Here is a 16,312-nt window from a genome sequence, read left to right as displayed (position 1 = left end):
CAAGGAATAGTGAAGATTTGGGTTGACACCCTCTTAGATAATAATTACAATTCTAGCTAAGAAGTAGAGTTAGAAACCGCTTTTATAACAATCCGTTGATAAAAAAGTTTATCTAAACAGGAGGAATGTTTTTATGGAAATGCGTTATTCAACTCATCCCGAACATGCCAAGCATTTTACGACTGAAGAGTTGCGTCAGCACTATTTGATACAGGAGCTGTTTGTGCCTGAGGAGGTAAAGCTGGTCTATACGCATGAAGATCGTGTCATTATCGGGGGCATTTATCCCGTGAATAAATCCGTTGCGCTGGAAGGCAGCGATCAAATCAAGGCGGAAACCTTTTTGGAGCGCCGCGAGCTGGGTATTTTTAATGTCGGCGGTAGCGGTACTGTAAAAGTTGACGGTGAAACCTATGAGCTGAACACGAAGGACTGTCTCTACGTAGGCAGAGGGGGCAAGGAGTTGATCTTTGAAAGCGATTCCAGCTCGAAGCCTGCAAAATTTTATATCGTTTCAGCCTTGGCTCATACCACGTATCCGACGACGAAGCAGTCTTTTGCCGATGTACCGTCTGAAAGTCTGGGTTCGCAGGAAACAGCCAACAACCGTACGTTGCGTCGCTTTATCCATGATGAGGGCATTCAAAGCTGCCAATTGGTTATGGGTATGACGACGTTGGAAAACGGCAGTGTGTGGAACTCGATGCCGACACATGTTCATGACCGTCGTATGGAAGTGTATTTCTACTTTGAACTGAATGAGAATGCGAGAATGTTCCACCTGATGGGTGAGCCGAACGAAACGCGCCATCTGGTGATGAAGAATGATGAAGCCGTTATTTCTCCACCTTGGTCTATCCACTGCGGTGCGGCTACTGGCAGCTATACCTTCATTTGGGGCATGGCCGGTGAAAATAAAACATACAAAGACATGGATCAGGTAGCCATGAGCGAGTTGCGTTAATCCGATCAGTGCATTGGAGCGTAGACCTGCAAGCGGCTGAGGGTACATGGTCATCCCATTCGTGGAAAGGATCAGGAACATGACGAAAAAGAAAGTTTTGGAGCATATCACTTCGGTAGGTGTCGTCGCAGTCATTCGGGGAAACACGGCGGAGGAAGCGTATCTAATGTCTAAAGCCTGCATTGAAGGCGGCTTGGATAATATTGAGCTTACGTTTACCACGCCGGATGCGGATCAGGTCATTCGAAGATTGAGAGACGAATTTAAAGATCGGGCAGTGATTGGTGCAGGAACGGTACTGGAGTCACTGACGGCGAGAATTGCTATTCTGGCCGGAGCAGAGTTTGTCGTGAGTCCTTCTTTTGAAGAAGAAACGGCGAAGCTATGCAATTTGTACGCGATTCCTTATATGCCCGGCTGTATGACGCTGAATGAGATCAAGGAAGCCATGAAATTGGGTAGCGATGTCGTGAAGTTGTTCCCAGGCAGTGCGATGGGGGCGGACTTTGTTAAGGCGGTCAGAGGTCCAATGCCTCATGTGCAGATTATGCCAACCGGTGGCGTTGATCTGGATAATATGGAAACCTGGCTGCGCAACGGATGTGTGGCCGTGGGAATTGGGGGCAATTTGACGGCTCCAGCCAAGGAAGGCCGCTACGACTTGATCACAGAAAATGCAGCGCGTTATGTAGCTAAATATAAGGAAGTTCGTGCAGCGCTGTAGGATTCATTAGAGGAATATATCTTAAACTAAAATATGATGGAGGCGTAGGCATGGGTCTGGACAATTTTTCATTGGATTTTTTCAGTCTAAAGGGTAAAACGGCAATTGTAACAGGAGGCAACAGTGGTTTGGGTCAAGGGTATTCCGTAGCTTTGGCTAAAGCGGGTGCAGACCTGTTCATTGTAGCTAACAATGATGAATATGAAGAAACCAGACGTTTGCTGGAACCTACAGGTGTGAAGGTTGTCTTTCATCAGGCCGATCTGACGGAAAGAGAATCCATTACAAAGATTGTAGAAGAATGCGTCAAAGCATTCGGTAAAATTGATATCCTTGTGAACAATGCGGGTACGATCCGTCGCGCTCCTCTGCTGGAGTATAAAGATGAGGATTGGGACGCTGTCATGGAAATCAACCTGAATGCCGTATATCATCTGAGCCAGGAAGTGGCAAAGGTGATGGTAGAGCAAAAAAGCGGGAAGATTATCAATGTCGCTTCTATGCTTGCTTTTCAGGGTGGCAAGTTCGTTCCGCCGTATACAGCGAGCAAGCATGCGGTAGCTGGTTTAACCAAGGCATTTGCGAACGAGCTGGCGGTTCATAACGTTCAGATTAATGCGATTGCGCCTGGTTATATTGCTACGGCAAACACGGCTCCAATCCGTGCGGATGAAAGTCGCAATCAAGAAATCTTGTCGCGTATTCCTGCTGGTCGTTGGGGCGATCCGTCTGATCTGATGGGGGTTGTTGTTTTCCTCGCCAGTCAGGGTTCCGACTACATGAACGGTCATATCTTGGCGGTGGATGGCGGCTGGCTGGTACGTTAAGCAGCGCTGGTCACATCTAAGTCATGAACTGAAAGCTGCCTCAAAAGGAAACCATCCTTTCAGGCAGCTTTTATTTGTTCGATGAAGCTGTGCGCTGAATTTGAAGGTTTGGAGCGTTGTGTCGATCCGTCCTATGCATATGACATAAATGCCATTATAATTTAATGAGATAGAAATTGCTCAGGCTCCAGCCGTACACTTGGTTGGAGCCTTTGAGCATAACACAGATGGATTGGAGAATGGAGAGATGAGTTCACAGCAACACCAACGAGCTTTGGTATACAAATCTTTGTGGCATGTCGGTCCTTGGGTGCTTGCCGTAGGGATCATTTTGGTAGGTGCCAATCTGCGTGCCTCGATTACCTCGGTAGGACCCCTTATCGGTTTGATTAAGGATTCTTTGCATATTTCGAATACACTGAGTGGCCTATTAACGACATTGCCGTTGCTGGCTTTTGCCCTGTTGTCGCCATTTGTAGCCAAACTGTCGCGCCGCTTCGGGTCGACTCTTATTATTTTTGCAGCCTTGCTGCTGTTGACCGCAGGTATTGTGGTGCGCTCCACGTTGGGAGTGACTGCCTTATTTACCGGGACAGCCATGCTGGGACTGGCTATAGCGGTGTGTAATGTTTTGCTGCCCAGTCTGATCAAGGAAGAGTTCCCCCATAACAGCGGACTGATGACCGGAGTGTATTCAGTATCCATGAATGTGGTTGCTGCAACGGCATCCGGATTGAGCGTACCTTTGGCTCTAAACGGAGGTTTGGGCTGGCGCGGTTCTTTGGGAATATGGAGTATTGTGGGTGTGGTAGGTATTCTACTGTGGGTGCCCCAGCTTCTCAAGGCGCGAAAAACAGTCAATAAAGCGGCAGTGTCCGCCCGAACTGTGAGTGTGTATAAATCGTCTTTGGCCTGGAAGGTGACGTTGTTTATGGGGTTGCAATCTGCCCTGTTCTACGTCCCTGCCGCATGGTTTCCCGAGATGATGGTCGGACAGGGAATGGATTCGGAGACTGCGGGATGGATGCTGTCCGTTATGATGTTCTCGCAAATGCCGTTTACTTTTATTGTACCTATTTGGGCTGCACGGGTGAAAGATCAGCGAATATTGGTTCTGATTATGGCTGCGCTGTATTTTATCGGTTTGGGTGGATTTCTGCTCGGGGCTACACAGTGGAGTGTGATTTGGGTGATTTGTATGGGTATAGCGGGTGGTTTTGCTTTTCCGCTCGTGATGATGTTCTTTAATTTGCGGACGCGGACACCGCAGCAGGCGGCGGAGTTGTCGGGTATGGCCCAGTCCTTTGGTTACTTGCTGGCGGCGACAGGGCCGACGATATTTGGCTATTTGCATGATGCTACACAGGGCTGGACCATTCCGCTACTGCTGCTTTTGTGCCTGAGCGTATTGCTTCTGTTTATAGGGCTGGGAGCGGCGAAGAAACGATATGTCGGAGGCGAGGTGGATGATCAGGCTGCAATTTGATGCAGACGGTTACAGTGTAATCTGTAGTGCAGATCGTGTTATGTTGTTGGCTAAAGAGTTTGCACTGTTGCGCTTTCTATACGATAACTGCAATCAGGTATTTACCCGGGAACAACTGCTGGATCGTGTGTGGCCGCTGGAATATCCGGTGGAGCGCACGGTGGACGATCATATCTATAGATTGCGCAAAAAACTTAAGTCATGGAATGTGCTCCGTATTCATACGGTCCGGGGGTATGGTTACAGCCTGACCCTTACTGGCGTGCAACGACAGAATCATCCGTCCCTGCGCGATCAGGAGGTACAAGACGCTGTCCACGGACTGTTACGGAAATACCAATTGCTCGGACAGGGCAATTCCATCGTGGCGCTGGCTGCTCAGCAGGAGCAGATGGGATTCGAATTGTCTCCTTTTTATCAGATGTATACCCGGTTTGTGCAGGCCGATATATTGTGGTTTTTGGAACGGGAGGACTTTGCTCCTAAAGATCGATTGTACTGGATGTTACTGCTATATATGGGTACAGCAGGGGTAACAGATCAGAAGCTTGCTCTATGTGAGCAGGCGCTTTCCAGTGGATTACTATCTGCCGAGCAGGAGCGGGAATTACGTATTCTCAACATCCTGGAGGCTTATGTGGAGAATGGACAACCTGAACGCGCATTGGAGAGACTTCCGCTGGCTTTTGCAGTGATGGAGCGGGATGAGCTGGACAAATTTGTGATGCCTGTTGCACTGATGGAGATGTACATGCATCTGACCGCCAACCGTATGGAGGAGGCTAGGGTACTATCCGTTCGATTGAAAGGGATGCTATATGAGGCTCCATATTTGCGGGAGCTGGGACGTTATCGGATGATGCGGGGATTCATGCTATTGCTTACCGGGGGAGTGAACGAGGCCGAGCGGCTACTGGATGAGGGGCTGGACACGCTTGATATGGCTAAGCAGGAATTGCTTAAAATCAAGGCGGTCTGTCAAATCTGTGGTTTTTTGAAGCGTTATGGTGGCTTTCCTTCATTGGAAAAGAAATATACGGCTCAATATGAACGGCTTGATCGGGATAATGGCTTAACGTTACATGGTGCGACGCTGGGGCTTTGGTTGGAGCAAACACTTTCTGCGGTCTGATGTTTTTCGCTGTCTGATTTTCCTCTGATATAGGCCCGCTAGAATGTTCTTATTGCTACTAATGCAGAAAATGAGAGCAGGGTGAATAGAAATGAAGGAAAAGAAAGAATCAGAATCCACGTCTAGCATTTGGCGCAACGGCCGTTTTCGGCGGATGTTTGCGGCGCACACGGCTGCTTCCTTTGGCGATTGGTTTGATGCCATCGCTATTCAGGTGCTCGTCGCTTACCGCTGGGAAGCCGATCCCATGCTAATTGCGCTGATTCCGGTAGTGATGGCGCTACCGGGTCTGCTGCTCGGCTCTATCGCAGGTACGTTAGCCGACCGGGTGCATAAGGCCCGGCTGATGATCGGCTGCGATGTAGCTATTGCCTTGCTGACGTTGGCGATTCTCGCAGTTCCGGGGCCAGCGTGGTTGTTGCCTCTGCTGGGTCTGCGTGCGGCGGCTGGCGTATTCCAAATGCCATCACAGCAGGGCTTGACTCGCACTGTAGTCGCCAGCGGCGACCTGTTTCGGGCGACCTCGCTGAATGGGCTGGTCAATCAGGCTTCTAAAGTGGCAGGGCCATTATTGGGCGCCATGACCTTGACTGTGCTGTCGCCCCAAGCCTGCATTATTCTTAATGCACTGCTGCGCCTGTGCTCCGGTTTGGTGCTGTGGCCGCTGCGCGGAATCGGCCCCGCCCTCGTCAGCATAGAGCAGCAAGCGACTATTGCTGTGCTGCAAGGAAAGCCGGATTCGCCAAGCGAGGCTGAGGTTGAGGAAGCCGAGCATCGGAAGGAGCGCGTCGGCGCGTCCCGTTTTTTCAGCCAATGGCGCGAGGGCTGGGCGTTCCTCTGGCGCAGTCGAATGCTTTTGCATACGCTCATATTCGGACTTTTCGGCTTGACCGCCATTCTCATGATTGACTATCAGTTTCCTACACTGCTGCGAGTGCTCGCTCCGGGTAACGAATCGCTGCTTGGCTGGCTGGTTTCATCCATAGGGGCTGGCGCCGTCGGCTGCATGCTTGTGCTTAATCGCTTGAATCGCATAAGCGCAGGCTGGGGGCTTGGTGGAGGTAATGTACTGGTTGGTGGAGCTATTGCCGCTTTAGGCTGGGCGCAACCGGGGACAGGATTACCCGTACTGCTTATGATTGGGGCCATGCTAGGCGTGGGCAACGGCCTGTACATCATCACCCAGAATTACATATTACAAGCCGGAACTCCGGCCGATATGGTGGGGCGCGTCTTCGGTATCCAAAGTACTGTGATTGGAGCGATTATGATCGTCTCACCGCTTATCGGGGGTGTAATGATTCGCATAGCCGGAGCAGGAACTACCTTTGTTTGGATTGGGGTGACGATTGGGGCTTTGGGTTTAGTCGGACTCATGCTTCAATCCGTCATTTGGCGCCAGTCACCTGCTGATTTCAATAATTCTGCTGTGAAAAATGCCGACCCTGCACAGTAGTTTGTTTCCAAATTTCATAACTGAACATTTTTAGAATAGGAGGATGATTATGACTCAAAAATCTTTGTCCACAACGTCTGTGGCACGACTACTTGAAGGATCGCGGGTGTACTTGCGGCCCATTCAGGTGGAGGACACCGAACTGTACTATAATACGTTGTTTGATCAGGACGTGAGGAGGATGACGGGTACGCAGCGCAGCTTTACCAAGGATCAAATTGCACGTTATATCGAGGCTAAGGGGCAGGATACCTCCAGCCTGCTGCTGCTGATTGCCCTTCAGGAAGATGATCGTATTATCGGTGACATTGCTCTTCAGGATATGGACAGCCTGAACCGCAGTGCCAACATCCGCATTGCCATTAATGAACAGGAGAATCAGGGAAAAGGCTACGGCACTGAGGCGCTTGTGCTAATGCTGGATTACGGATTCGGTATCTGTAATCTGCATCGAATTGAGTTGAACGTGTATGATTTTAATGAACGGGCCATCCGTTGCTATGAAAAAATAGGCTTCCAACGTGAAGGCGTGCAACGGGATGCTTTATTTTATAATCATCAATACCATGACTCCATTCTGATGAGTATGCTGTCCTCTGAATACCGTGTCCGCTATGTAGAAAAAGCAGAGAACTGATTCAAAATGTTTACAGCGGTTTAGGAAAAAGGTATAATAAAGGTATATATGCGCGAACTTATGTAGGTTACTGAACGACAACATAAAATGACAATGAATTACCGGAGGAGCCTGTCACCAAGGCTCCTCTTTGTCTTTTTTAAGGGGATCTGTAGTTACAGGTTCCTTCTTTTGTTGTGTTCAGGGCACGTCAGACACATATTTTGCGCAAAGTTGTAGCATTTTATCAATATTAGATGTCTACCATTTGATGATTGAGGAGGTATATGAGCCATGCAATTTATATTGTATCTTTTGCTGATTCTGCTGTTTACTAAAGTGGCTGGTGATCTGTCGGTCAGACTTGGTCAGCCTTCGGTGCTAGGGAAGCTGATTGCCGGTATTGTACTGGGGCCGGCGGTATTGGGGTGGGTTCAGGACAATACACTTATTCATGATATGTCTGAAATCGGAGTGCTGCTGCTGATGTTCATTGCCGGGCTGGAGACGGATCTGGATCAGCTTCGTCGTAACTGGAAACCTGCGGTAGCGGTAGCAGTTGGGGGGATTATTCTTCCGTTGATCTGCGGTTTTGGAGTCGGGGAAGCCTTTGGATTTTCGGTGCATGAAGGATGGTTTCTCGGTGTTGTTCTGAGCGCCACTTCCGTCAGCATTACGGTGCAGGTGCTAAAGGATATGAACAAGCTTAACACCCGGGAAGGCTCGACGATTTTGGGTGCGGCAGTGCTAGATGATGTGCTGGTGGTAGTGCTGCTTGCAGTGATGATGAGTATATTCGGGGTAGGAGGGGGAACATCTCTGGGGCTTCTCGTCGGCAAAAAGCTTCTTTTCTTTGTCGTCGCTATATTCGGAGGTTGGTTTGTGGTTCCCTGGATCATGAAAATACTTGCACCGCTTAAGGTGACAGAGGCTACCATTACCGCTGCTTTGATCATCTGCTTCGGGTTTGCGTATTTTGCAGATATGTTGGGTATGGCGGGCATTATCGGAGCCTTTGCTGCCGGGATTGCCATTTCGCAAACGAGCTTTAAGCATGTCGTAGAAGAAAAAGTGGAGCCTATCGCTTATTCCATCTTTGTCCCTGTGTTTTTTGTCAGCATTGGATTAAATGTTTCTTTCGAAGGAGTAGGGCAGCAGATCGGATTTGTCGTTGCTTTGACACTGGTTGCAATGGTTACGAAGTTGATCGGTGGCGGAATCGGGGCACGTTTGACAGGCTTTAATAACCGTTCTTCGCTCGCGATTGGCTCCGGTATGATATCTCGCGGCGAAGTCGCGCTCATTATCGCAGCTACCGGGCTGCAAACGGGTCTGCTGGCACAGCAATATTTTACATCCGTCATTATTGTTGTCATTCTGACGACTTTGGCTGCACCTCCGATCCTCAAGCTATGCTTTAGCGATAAGAAGTCTCCCGGCCGTGCAGAAGAAGAGAGCTGAGGACTGACAGCATTGACAGCATTGACAGCATCCTCAAGTTATACCTAAAAGACCCTGTGGGTTCATATTCTCACAGTGTGTATGGAAAGTCCGATTTGTAGCAAAACCGGACTTTCCATGACATATGGGACATGACCGAAGGGTCTTTTTTATCATACGTATATGTCGGATTAAGTGCAGGAATTAGGACTCGGATACCACGGTGAAGCGTTGGTTCAGATGCTGTGGTTTCTCGATTTCGTCAATTACAGCCACCGCATAATCTTCATAGCTGACATAGCTTGCGCCTTTGGAATTAACTTGCAGCACATCTTTGCCTATTTTATAAGAGCCGGTGCGTTTGCCGAGAGCAAATTCAGCGGAAGGACTAATGAAAGTCCAGTTCAGATCGCTGGTTCCACGCAAAATTTCCAGGTTCTTTCCTTGATTATTAGCCGTTGGGTATACGAAATCCGGGAAACCAGGAGTGTCTTTTACCAACAAGGTTTGGGACTCATCTGTGAACAGGCTGCCTGCGCCGCCCACAACAATCAGGCGAGTACCGGACACATTACGCAATGCTTCAATCAGAACGTTACCTGCATCTACATGCAGATGCTCTTGACCGAGTGGAGCGGCAAAAGCGTTAACGACAACGTCAAAGCCTTTCAGATCGTCTGTTTTCAGATCGAAAACGTCTTTTTGTACCACAGTCGCACGGCTGTCTGTTACTTTGGCAGAGTCGCGAACGATCGCCGTTACCTCATGCCCTCTGTCCAATGCCTCTTTAACAATGTTGCCTCCTGCTTTACCACCTGCACCAATAACTGCAATTTTCATAATGAATAATCTCCTGTAAATGTTATTTAGATTACTAGTTTGATTATGGGTTTGCCCTATTCATTCACGAACTCTAATATGTAACTATTATAGTTACAAAATATAATGAAAGTCAAGCCCTTGTGTTGGGCATCCTAAAGCCATGAGATTAAAAAGAATTGATCTCGTTTAAGTATATAAGGTGAAGCTGAATGAGCCTAAATAAGCAACTTTGGATAGATAAAAACAGCAGACAGGAAAGGAAGAGTGAACCGATATGAGTAAAAAGGTACAGCTTGAACCCGCAGCGCAGAAGTTCGCAGACAATAACGCTAATCCTCCGTTTCTGTACGATTTGGGCCCTGAAAAGGGACGTGAAACGGTCAATGAGGTCCAATCCGGTCTGGCAGACAAGCCTGCCGCAGACGTGGAAGACTTGTCTATTTCCGGCGGCCCAAGCGGGGAGGTCAAGGTCCGGATTGTTCGTCCGCAACAGGTGACAGGGAACCTCCCGGTTATTGTATACGTCCACGGGGCAGGATGGGTATTCGGTAATGCCCATACGCATGATCGTCTGATCCGTGAACTGGCCGTGGGTGCGCACGCAGCGGTTGTATTCCCGGAATACAGCTTGTCACCTGAAGCCAAATATCCGACGGCAATTGAGGAAATTTACGCGGTCATTCAGTGGGTGGCTCAGCATGGACGCGAGCATGGGCTAAAGCCTGATACGCTGACGGTAGCTGGAGACAGCGTCGGCGGTAACATGACCGCAGCCGTAACGCTGCTTGCCAAGGAACGCAGCGGCCCTGCTATCCGACAGCAGTTGTTGTTCTATCCGGTGACAGACGCTTCTTTTGACACGGAATCGTATCATGAATTCGCCACAGGGTATTTCCTGAGCCGAGAAGGGATGCAATGGTTCTGGGATCAATACACGACAGATCCCAATGAACGGGCACAGATTACGGCATCTCCGCTGCGAGCAACGACAGAACAGCTCAAGGGGCTGCCGCCCGCATTGGTCATCACAGGCGAGGCTGACGTGCTGCGGGATGAAGGGGAAGCTTACGCGAACAAGCTGCGTGAGGCCGGGGTGGATGTGACCGCAGCCCGCTTTCAGGGAATCATTCACGACTTCGTGATGCTGAACCCGTTATCGGAAACCGCAGCCAAGCGCGGGGCGATTGCGCTGGCTACCTCATGGCTACGCCAAGGGTTTGAGGGTTAGTGCAATATAAAGCTTTTCAAAGGCACTGACATATGATGTGGTCTATTTCTGTTAAGGACTGAGGCTGTTTTCCCGAAGAATTTACTTTCGGGAGGACAGCTTTTTATATATGCCTAAAATGAAACCGCTTCACGTTCGTTGAACAGAGTGATAATATAAAATTTGAAAGATTTGACCGACATTTTAGCCTAGGGATTTAAGGGGGATATCCATGCCATTTCAGGGACAACGCATTTTGCCTGCGGCTAAGCATATGAAACAGCTGGAGGATATTTTGGACAGCTCCTATGAGTATGCAGTTTTTCTGGATACGCATGTAGCACAGCTACGCAGCCTGTATCAGTTGGCACGGAGCCGCAACAAGCAGATGCTTCTTCATGCCGATCTGGTACAGGGCTTGAAGAATGATGAATATGCCGCTGAATATTTGTGTCAGGAGATTAAGCCATTCGGTATTATTTCGACCCGATCCGGTGTGATTGCGACCGCCAAAAAGAAGGGTATTCTCGCTGTGCAACGGGTATTTATGCTAGATACGATTGCGCTGGAAAAAAGCTACGCGCTGGTGGAAAAAACGCGACCCGATTACATTGAGGTGCTACCCGGCATTGTTCCCCCCATGATTACAGAGGTCAGTGAACGCACGGGTATTTCCATCTTGGCAGGAGGGCTAATTCGTACCCCGGAGGATGTAGAGGCGGCTCTCGCTGCTGGAGCTACAGCGGTAACGACCTCCAACAAACAGCTTTTTGAGCATTATAAGCAATAGCCAATAACCCCTTTTCACAGCGTACGGTGTGTGCTACGATATAGATAAGTTAATACCCGTCAGGAGACTTGGAGAGACCATGAACCGCTCGGCATATGCCGTAGCGATGCTCGTGGTCTTTTTTTGTATTTTGATGATGGGGTCGGCGAGTGAACATAGAGATGGAGGGATAGACCATGGGAAAACTTGCATTTGCTGCGCAGGAGAGAACGGCTGTTTTGGAACGTATGGAGCGTGAGCATTTTGATATATTAATTATTGGCGGCGGCATTACAGGAGCCGGAATTGCGCTGGATGCCGCGGATCGCGGCTTGAAGACTGCTCTGGTCGAGATGCAGGATTTTGCGGCAGGCACGTCCAGTCGCTCTACCAAGCTGGTGCATGGTGGTCTTCGATATTTGAAGCAGTTTGAGGTTAAAATGGTAGCCGAGGTCGGGAAGGAGCGAGCGATTGTATTCGAAAACGGCCCGCACGTGACCACGCCGGAACGTATGCTGCTCCCATTTCACAAGGGAGGCACGTTCAACGCGTTTACCACTTCTGTCGGACTGCTAGTGTATGATTTTCTCGCCGGGGTTAAGCATAGCGAACGCCGCCGGATGCTGAATATTCGGACCACGCTGGAACGGGAGCCTTTGTTGAAGCGGGAAGGACTGAAGGGAAGCGGCAGCTATGTGGAGTACCGTACGGACGATGCTCGCCTGACGATTGAGGTCATGAAGGAGGCCGTGGCGCGAGGGGCTCTGGCTGTAAACTACGCTAAGGCCGACAAGCTGCTGTATGATGACGGACGAATCAGCGGCGCAAGCGTAACGGATCGGGTAACGGGGCAGTCTCATGAAATCCGGGCTTCGCTGGTTATTAACGCCGCCGGACCGTGGGTGGATACGCTGCGGGAGATGGATCGGTCCAAAGAAGGCAAGGTGCTTCGCCTGACCAAAGGTGTCCATCTGGTGTTCGATGCCAAGCGATTCCCGCTCAGACAGGCCGTTTATTTTGATACACCGGATGGACGGATGGTATTCGCCATTCCCCGTGACGGGAAAACGTACGCAGGTACGACCGACACGGTATATGAAGGGGATACAGCTCATCCCCGAATGACTGCCGAAGACCGGACCTATGTACTTCAAGCGATCAACGGCATGTTCCCTGAGGTGAAGCTGTCCGTCAAGGATGTGGAATCGAGCTGGGCTGGTGTGCGGCCGCTCATTTATGAGGATGGCAAAAGCCCTTCGGAAATTTCACGCAAGGATGAAATTTGGGAATCACGCTCGGGCCTGATCACGATTGCGGGCGGCAAGCTGACAGGCTACCGGAAAATGTCCGAGCTGGTTGTAGACCGCGCGGTACGGGAGCTGGGCCGTTTGCATGGGCAGAGCTTCCGGGCATGCCGCACTAGGCACATCCCGATCTCGGGCGGCAGCGTAGGCGGCTCCGCCGGTTGGGAAGCCTTCGTGAGCGGGCAAGCGGTAGCGGGTGCTGCGCTCGGGTTGCCGCCAGAAACCGCAAGGGTGTGGGTCACCCGATACGGCTCCAATGCGGAGCGGCTGTTTGCCATAGCGGCTCGCAGCATGAAGGAGGCCAGCGAGACGGAAGCCGCGCTGCCCGTGGAAGTGCGTGTCCCGCTCCTGTATGCCATGGAGCAGGAAATGACGGTGACACCGTCTGATTTTTTCATACGCCGCACCGGGGCGTTGTTCTTTCAGATTGACGGGGTGAAGCGCTGGAAGCAGCCCGTCATTGCGCTGATGTCTGAGCATGCAGGCTGGAGCGCCGCGCAAGAGCGCCAATATGCGGCAGAGCTGGACGCTTATTTATGTGAAGCTGTGACGCCTGTTGAGGCAGATGAGAAATCCGGCGCTGTTAAAGCGATCTGATGGCAGCGAGAGATGAGGGGGCCTTGCTCCCAAATAGGCAAAGAACCTCCGTTCCACTAGCTAGTGGAACGGAGGTTCTTTGTTTTGTATATGAAGAACTCACAGCATCAAGTGGAACAGGAACGGCGCAGCCGCCAAGGTAAAGAGAGCGGCGAGCACCATAGAGATGCTGGAAATAGTGCCCGTCAGCGAACTGAACTCGAACGCTTTGGAAGTACCCGTACCATGAGCGCCGGTACCGAGCAGTACACCGCGCGAAACTTCATTTTCGATACGGAACAGCTTAACGATCATCGGACCGATAATGAGACCGCTTAATCCGGTCAAAATAACGAACACAGCCGTGACTGTCGGATTACCGCCAATCGTTTGTGAAACATTCATGGCAATCGGTGTCGTAATGGAGCGAGGAATCAGGCTGCTCATCAGTGAGGAATCCAGATGCATCCATTTGGCGAGTACCATGGAGGATACTACGGCTACGACTGAACCGGACAGCACGCTAAGCACGATTTGGGTCGCATGTTTTTTCAGCACAGGGAAATATCGATATAAAGGGACGGCAAATGCAATCGTCGCTGGTTGGAGCAGCATGGAGAGCAAATGGGCACCCGAATTATAGGAACGGTAATTTATACCCGAAAGCGTCAAAATTAAAATAATAATGATCGGTGTAATGAGTAGTGGAGACAAATACACCTTGGGCAGTGTACGGTACATGCGTTTGGCCATCCAGTAAATAGCGAGCGTCAATACAATACATAGAAGACCGGTCATGAGGATTTGTGCTCCTTTCGTTTGCCGAGCAGACTGGCGATCATGCCCGTGCAGGCCATCACGAGAAAGGTACCGAGCAGTACGACCAGCATAATGCTCATACCATCGTGCTCCAGCATCGGCCAATAATTCATAACGCCGACAGCGGAGGGAATAAAGAATAATAGCAGCTCGGCCAGCAGCCAGTTTGCGCCGATCTCAATCCAGCTTAGGCGGATCACGCCCGTTTGCAGCAGAATAAAGAGAATCAGCATGCCGATAATGCTACCAGGTACAGGCAGGTGGAGCCAGGAGACCATCGCGTTCAGGATGAGCGAAAAGGCCATCAGGACGGCGATCTGGAGGACACCGCGTATGAAGCTTTTCATATATAATGGCTCCTATCTATGAGTTTCGTTATTTTCAAACTGTAATGAAATTTTACATCACAAGCTTTCATGAGTAAAATGCATATAAAGAATGTGATGTATTCCGTTTATCTATAGAAGGAGGTGATAGGATGGATATTCGACATTTGCAGTATTTTTTGGAGGTCGCGCGCTTGCGCAGCTTTACGAAGGCGGCCCAGAGCCTGTTTATTACACAGCCGACGATCAGCAAAACGATTAAAAGTCTGGAGGATGAATTGGGCGTCGCATTGTTCGACCGGATCGGCAAAAGAATCGAGCTGACGGACGCGGGGAAGGTGATTGAGCTTCAGGCACAAGCAATTGTGAAATCCTTCCAGAGCTTGTCCTCCGAGCTGAGTGATTTGATGAACCTGAAAAAAGGGCACATCCGTATCGGTCTGCCCCCCATGGTCGGATCGAGCTTTTTTCCGCGTGTCATTGGGGAATTTCACAAGGCATATCCCGATGTGACCATTCAGCTATTTGAGGATGGGGCGAAAAAAGTAGAGCAGGACGTAGGCGCGGGTGCATTGGATATCGGCGTAATTGTGTTGCCGCCGAGTGGGGACATATTCGAGACGTTTCTGTTCGTGGAGGAAAAGCTGAATTTGCTGGTTCACCCTACGCATGTACTGGCAGAGCGTACAGAGGTACCGCTGGCAGCGCTGGCGGAGGAATCGTTTGTGCTGTTCCGCGAGGATTTTACATTGCATGACCGTATTATTGCAGAGTGTGTCCGGGCTGGCTTCCAGCCGCGAGTCGTCTATGAAAGCTCACAATGGGATCTGATCAGCGAAATGGTTGCTGCGAACTTGGGGATAGCGCTGCTGCCGGAAGCGATTTGCCGTGACCTTGATTCCGAACGATTACGTGTTATTACACTCGTTGATCCCGTCATTCCCTGGCATCTAGGGATGATCTGGCGAAAGGATCGGTATCTGTCCTTTGCCGCCAGAGAATGGATTACGTTTACGCAGGAACTACTGCGGACGCAGTACGGAAGAAAGTAGTGTCCTACCGGAAAGTTAACGTGTACAGATATGGGAGTGGGATACGACGCTATGTACAAAAAAAGCTGCCCTTACGGGCAGCGGTGTAGCTTTCTTCTATTAATGTGCCTGATTGCTACCATTTACCGCACGCTTGGTGTGGAGATACTTGTCCATAATTCGGTCAAGCCTAGAGGATTTGTCCAATACACGTTCATCCCTTAATCCATGTAAGGTTGCCATACGATTTAGTTCGCGGCGTTCTTTTTCCATGAGTTTTTCCAATTGTTCGAGGTTCAAAAAGCCCACCCCCCCATGTAGATTGTAAGGCATGTCTCCTCTAGCGGCAGAAGGTTTTCTAATACGATTCTTATTTCCATTTTACCACTTTTTATTAACAATAATCCAGCTTTCCTGACATTTAGCGACTTATAATTATCGTTTTGCTATTTCTACCCGATTGCGTCCTGAGCATTTAGCTTCATTCTGTTTTTTTGATGTGGTGTATCATGAAGTAGGTGAACAAGTCGCCGAGTATCAGAACGATGGCAAAAAAGATGATAGCTTGAGGATGAGGATGCTCGGCTGGCGTAGGTCGACCATAATATCTCCACGGACCCATACACCTGTCATCGTATTTTCGGAAAAATAAGCTCCCAAAGAATAAGAAACTCGTTAATAACGCAAAATTGCTGAAAGCTAAAAGCCCTATTTCTATATTTCGGAAAAAAGAGGTCATGAGTGAATACCAGTTAGATGACAAACAATCCTTTTGCCTCTTACGTTTCGTCTGTCTACGTGATACAGTGAAAG

The 16,312-nt window shown here is 49.8% G+C and carries 16 protein-coding genes; 12 read left to right on the top strand and 4 right to left on the bottom strand.

The features are described from left to right. Nucleotides 1-133: 133 nt before the first annotated feature. The 8 genes from kduI (at nucleotide 134) to AC0WRU_RS23465 (ending at nucleotide 8,666) form a co-directional block, all read left to right on the top strand. Nucleotides 134-964, top strand: coding sequence for a 5-dehydro-4-deoxy-D-glucuronate isomerase (gene kduI / locus AC0WRU_RS23500; protein WP_476126522.1), 831 nt, complete (start codon nucleotides 134-136; stop codon nucleotides 962-964). 79 nt (nucleotides 965-1,043) lie between these two features. Further along, a complete protein-coding gene (locus AC0WRU_RS23495; RefSeq protein WP_025683172.1) occupies nucleotides 1,044-1,688 on the top strand; it encodes a bifunctional 2-keto-4-hydroxyglutarate aldolase/2-keto-3-deoxy-6-phosphogluconate aldolase in 645 nt (214 codons plus the stop codon). A gap of 50 nt (nucleotides 1,689-1,738) precedes the next feature. Next, nucleotides 1,739-2,515 carry a 2-dehydro-3-deoxy-D-gluconate 5-dehydrogenase KduD gene (kduD, locus tag AC0WRU_RS23490; RefSeq protein WP_025683173.1) on the top strand — a complete coding sequence of 259 codons (777 nt, stop codon included), beginning with the start codon at nucleotides 1,739-1,741 and terminating at the stop codon, nucleotides 2,513-2,515. A 247-nt stretch (nucleotides 2,516-2,762) separates the two neighbouring features. Then, on the top strand, nucleotides 2,763-4,001 hold the full coding sequence (locus AC0WRU_RS23485; RefSeq protein WP_476126521.1) for a CynX/NimT family MFS transporter: 1,239 nt from the start codon (nucleotides 2,763-2,765) through the stop codon (nucleotides 3,999-4,001). Beyond that, nucleotides 3,982-5,133 carry a winged helix-turn-helix domain-containing protein gene (locus tag AC0WRU_RS23480; protein ID WP_476126519.1) on the top strand — a complete coding sequence of 384 codons (1,152 nt, stop codon included), beginning with the start codon at nucleotides 3,982-3,984 and terminating at the stop codon, nucleotides 5,131-5,133. Before AC0WRU_RS23485 ends, AC0WRU_RS23480 begins: the two co-directional genes overlap by 20 nt. Before the next feature lie 91 nt (nucleotides 5,134-5,224). Beyond that, nucleotides 5,225-6,589 (top strand): MFS transporter, encoded by a 1,365-nt coding sequence (locus tag AC0WRU_RS23475; protein ID WP_476126518.1) that lies wholly within the window; start codon nucleotides 5,225-5,227, stop codon nucleotides 6,587-6,589. Between the two features lie 49 nt (nucleotides 6,590-6,638). Then, nucleotides 6,639-7,226, top strand: a complete 588-nt coding sequence (locus AC0WRU_RS23470; RefSeq protein ID WP_476126517.1) for a GNAT family N-acetyltransferase — start codon at nucleotides 6,639-6,641, stop codon at nucleotides 7,224-7,226. A 273-nt stretch (nucleotides 7,227-7,499) separates the two neighbouring features. Continuing rightward, nucleotides 7,500-8,666, top strand: coding sequence for a cation:proton antiporter (locus tag AC0WRU_RS23465; protein ID WP_476126516.1), 1,167 nt, complete (start codon nucleotides 7,500-7,502; stop codon nucleotides 8,664-8,666). A gap of 183 nt (nucleotides 8,667-8,849) precedes the next feature. Here AC0WRU_RS23465 and AC0WRU_RS23460 read toward each other — a convergent pair whose 3' ends face one another. Then, nucleotides 8,850-9,485, bottom strand: coding sequence for an NAD(P)-dependent oxidoreductase (locus AC0WRU_RS23460; protein ID WP_044644324.1), 636 nt, complete (start codon nucleotides 9,483-9,485; stop codon nucleotides 8,850-8,852). A gap of 256 nt (nucleotides 9,486-9,741) precedes the next feature. On the opposite strand from AC0WRU_RS23460, the gene AC0WRU_RS23455 reads away from it, so the two are divergent. The 3 genes from AC0WRU_RS23455 to AC0WRU_RS23445 all read left to right on the top strand — a co-directional run bounded on the left by AC0WRU_RS23455 (nucleotide 9,742) and on the right by AC0WRU_RS23445 (nucleotide 13,344). Then, nucleotides 9,742-10,695, top strand: coding sequence for an alpha/beta hydrolase (locus tag AC0WRU_RS23455; RefSeq protein WP_476126515.1), 954 nt, complete (start codon nucleotides 9,742-9,744; stop codon nucleotides 10,693-10,695). A gap of 211 nt (nucleotides 10,696-10,906) precedes the next feature. Further along, nucleotides 10,907-11,464, top strand: a complete 558-nt coding sequence (locus AC0WRU_RS23450) for a glycerol-3-phosphate responsive antiterminator (protein WP_476126514.1) — start codon at nucleotides 10,907-10,909, stop codon at nucleotides 11,462-11,464. Nucleotides 11,465-11,640: 176 nt separating this feature from the next. After that, a complete protein-coding gene (locus AC0WRU_RS23445) occupies nucleotides 11,641-13,344 on the top strand; it encodes a glycerol-3-phosphate dehydrogenase/oxidase (RefSeq protein WP_476126513.1) in 1,704 nt (567 codons plus the stop codon). 99 nt (nucleotides 13,345-13,443) lie between these two features. Here the strand turns inward: AC0WRU_RS23445 and AC0WRU_RS23440 are convergent, their stop codons facing one another. Next, nucleotides 13,444-14,121: a CidB/LrgB family autolysis modulator gene (locus tag AC0WRU_RS23440; protein WP_476126512.1), complete on the bottom strand. Its 678-nt coding sequence runs from the start codon at nucleotides 14,119-14,121 to the stop codon at nucleotides 13,444-13,446. Further along, the gene (locus AC0WRU_RS23435) at nucleotides 14,118-14,489 is read right to left on the bottom strand and encodes a CidA/LrgA family protein (RefSeq protein WP_025683925.1); all 372 of its coding nucleotides are present in this window, start codon (nucleotides 14,487-14,489) and stop codon (nucleotides 14,118-14,120) included. Before AC0WRU_RS23435 ends, AC0WRU_RS23440 begins: the two co-directional genes overlap by 4 nt. Before the next feature lie 131 nt (nucleotides 14,490-14,620). Here AC0WRU_RS23435 and cidR point away from each other — a divergent pair, with 131 nt between their 5' ends. Continuing rightward, on the top strand, nucleotides 14,621-15,520 hold the full coding sequence (gene cidR / locus AC0WRU_RS23430; protein ID WP_476126511.1) for a cidABC operon transcriptional activator CidR: 900 nt from the start codon (nucleotides 14,621-14,623) through the stop codon (nucleotides 15,518-15,520). A 99-nt stretch (nucleotides 15,521-15,619) separates the two neighbouring features. Here cidR and AC0WRU_RS23425 read toward each other — a convergent pair whose 3' ends face one another. After that, complete coding sequence (locus AC0WRU_RS23425; RefSeq protein WP_476126510.1) at nucleotides 15,620-15,799, bottom strand: Spo0E family sporulation regulatory protein-aspartic acid phosphatase; 180 nt, start codon at nucleotides 15,797-15,799, stop codon at nucleotides 15,620-15,622. Between the last annotated feature and the right edge of the window lie 513 nt (nucleotides 15,800-16,312).

This window comes from Paenibacillus sp. 1-8, from assembly GCF_056316205.1.
The sequence above is the reverse complement of the archived record's forward strand: the minus strand, read 5'-3'. Positions and strand labels throughout refer to the sequence as shown.

Coding starts and splice junctions, on each gene's coding strand:
- kduI (WP_476126522.1), top strand. CDS start 134: ATGGAAATGCGTTATTCAACTCATCCCGAACATGCCAAGCATTTTACG.
- kduD (WP_025683173.1), top strand. CDS start 1,739: ATGGGTCTGGACAATTTTTCATTGGATTTTTTCAGTCTAAAGGGTAAA.
- AC0WRU_RS23455 (WP_476126515.1), top strand. CDS start 9,742: ATGAGTAAAAAGGTACAGCTTGAACCCGCAGCGCAGAAGTTCGCAGAC.
- AC0WRU_RS23460 (WP_044644324.1), bottom strand. CDS start 9,485: ATGAAAATTGCAGTTATTGGTGCAGGTGGTAAAGCAGGAGGCAACATT.
- AC0WRU_RS23440 (WP_476126512.1), bottom strand. CDS start 14,121: ATGACCGGTCTTCTATGTATTGTATTGACGCTCGCTATTTACTGGATG.
- AC0WRU_RS23450 (WP_476126514.1), top strand. CDS start 10,907: ATGCCATTTCAGGGACAACGCATTTTGCCTGCGGCTAAGCATATGAAA.
- AC0WRU_RS23495 (WP_025683172.1), top strand. CDS start 1,044: ATGACGAAAAAGAAAGTTTTGGAGCATATCACTTCGGTAGGTGTCGTC.
- AC0WRU_RS23480 (WP_476126519.1), top strand. CDS start 3,982: ATGATCAGGCTGCAATTTGATGCAGACGGTTACAGTGTAATCTGTAGT.
- AC0WRU_RS23475 (WP_476126518.1), top strand. CDS start 5,225: ATGAAGGAAAAGAAAGAATCAGAATCCACGTCTAGCATTTGGCGCAAC.
- AC0WRU_RS23445 (WP_476126513.1), top strand. CDS start 11,641: ATGGGAAAACTTGCATTTGCTGCGCAGGAGAGAACGGCTGTTTTGGAA.
- cidR (WP_476126511.1), top strand. CDS start 14,621: ATGGATATTCGACATTTGCAGTATTTTTTGGAGGTCGCGCGCTTGCGC.
- AC0WRU_RS23465 (WP_476126516.1), top strand. CDS start 7,500: ATGCAATTTATATTGTATCTTTTGCTGATTCTGCTGTTTACTAAAGTG.
- AC0WRU_RS23485 (WP_476126521.1), top strand. CDS start 2,763: ATGAGTTCACAGCAACACCAACGAGCTTTGGTATACAAATCTTTGTGG.
- AC0WRU_RS23435 (WP_025683925.1), bottom strand. CDS start 14,489: ATGAAAAGCTTCATACGCGGTGTCCTCCAGATCGCCGTCCTGATGGCC.
- AC0WRU_RS23470 (WP_476126517.1), top strand. CDS start 6,639: ATGACTCAAAAATCTTTGTCCACAACGTCTGTGGCACGACTACTTGAA.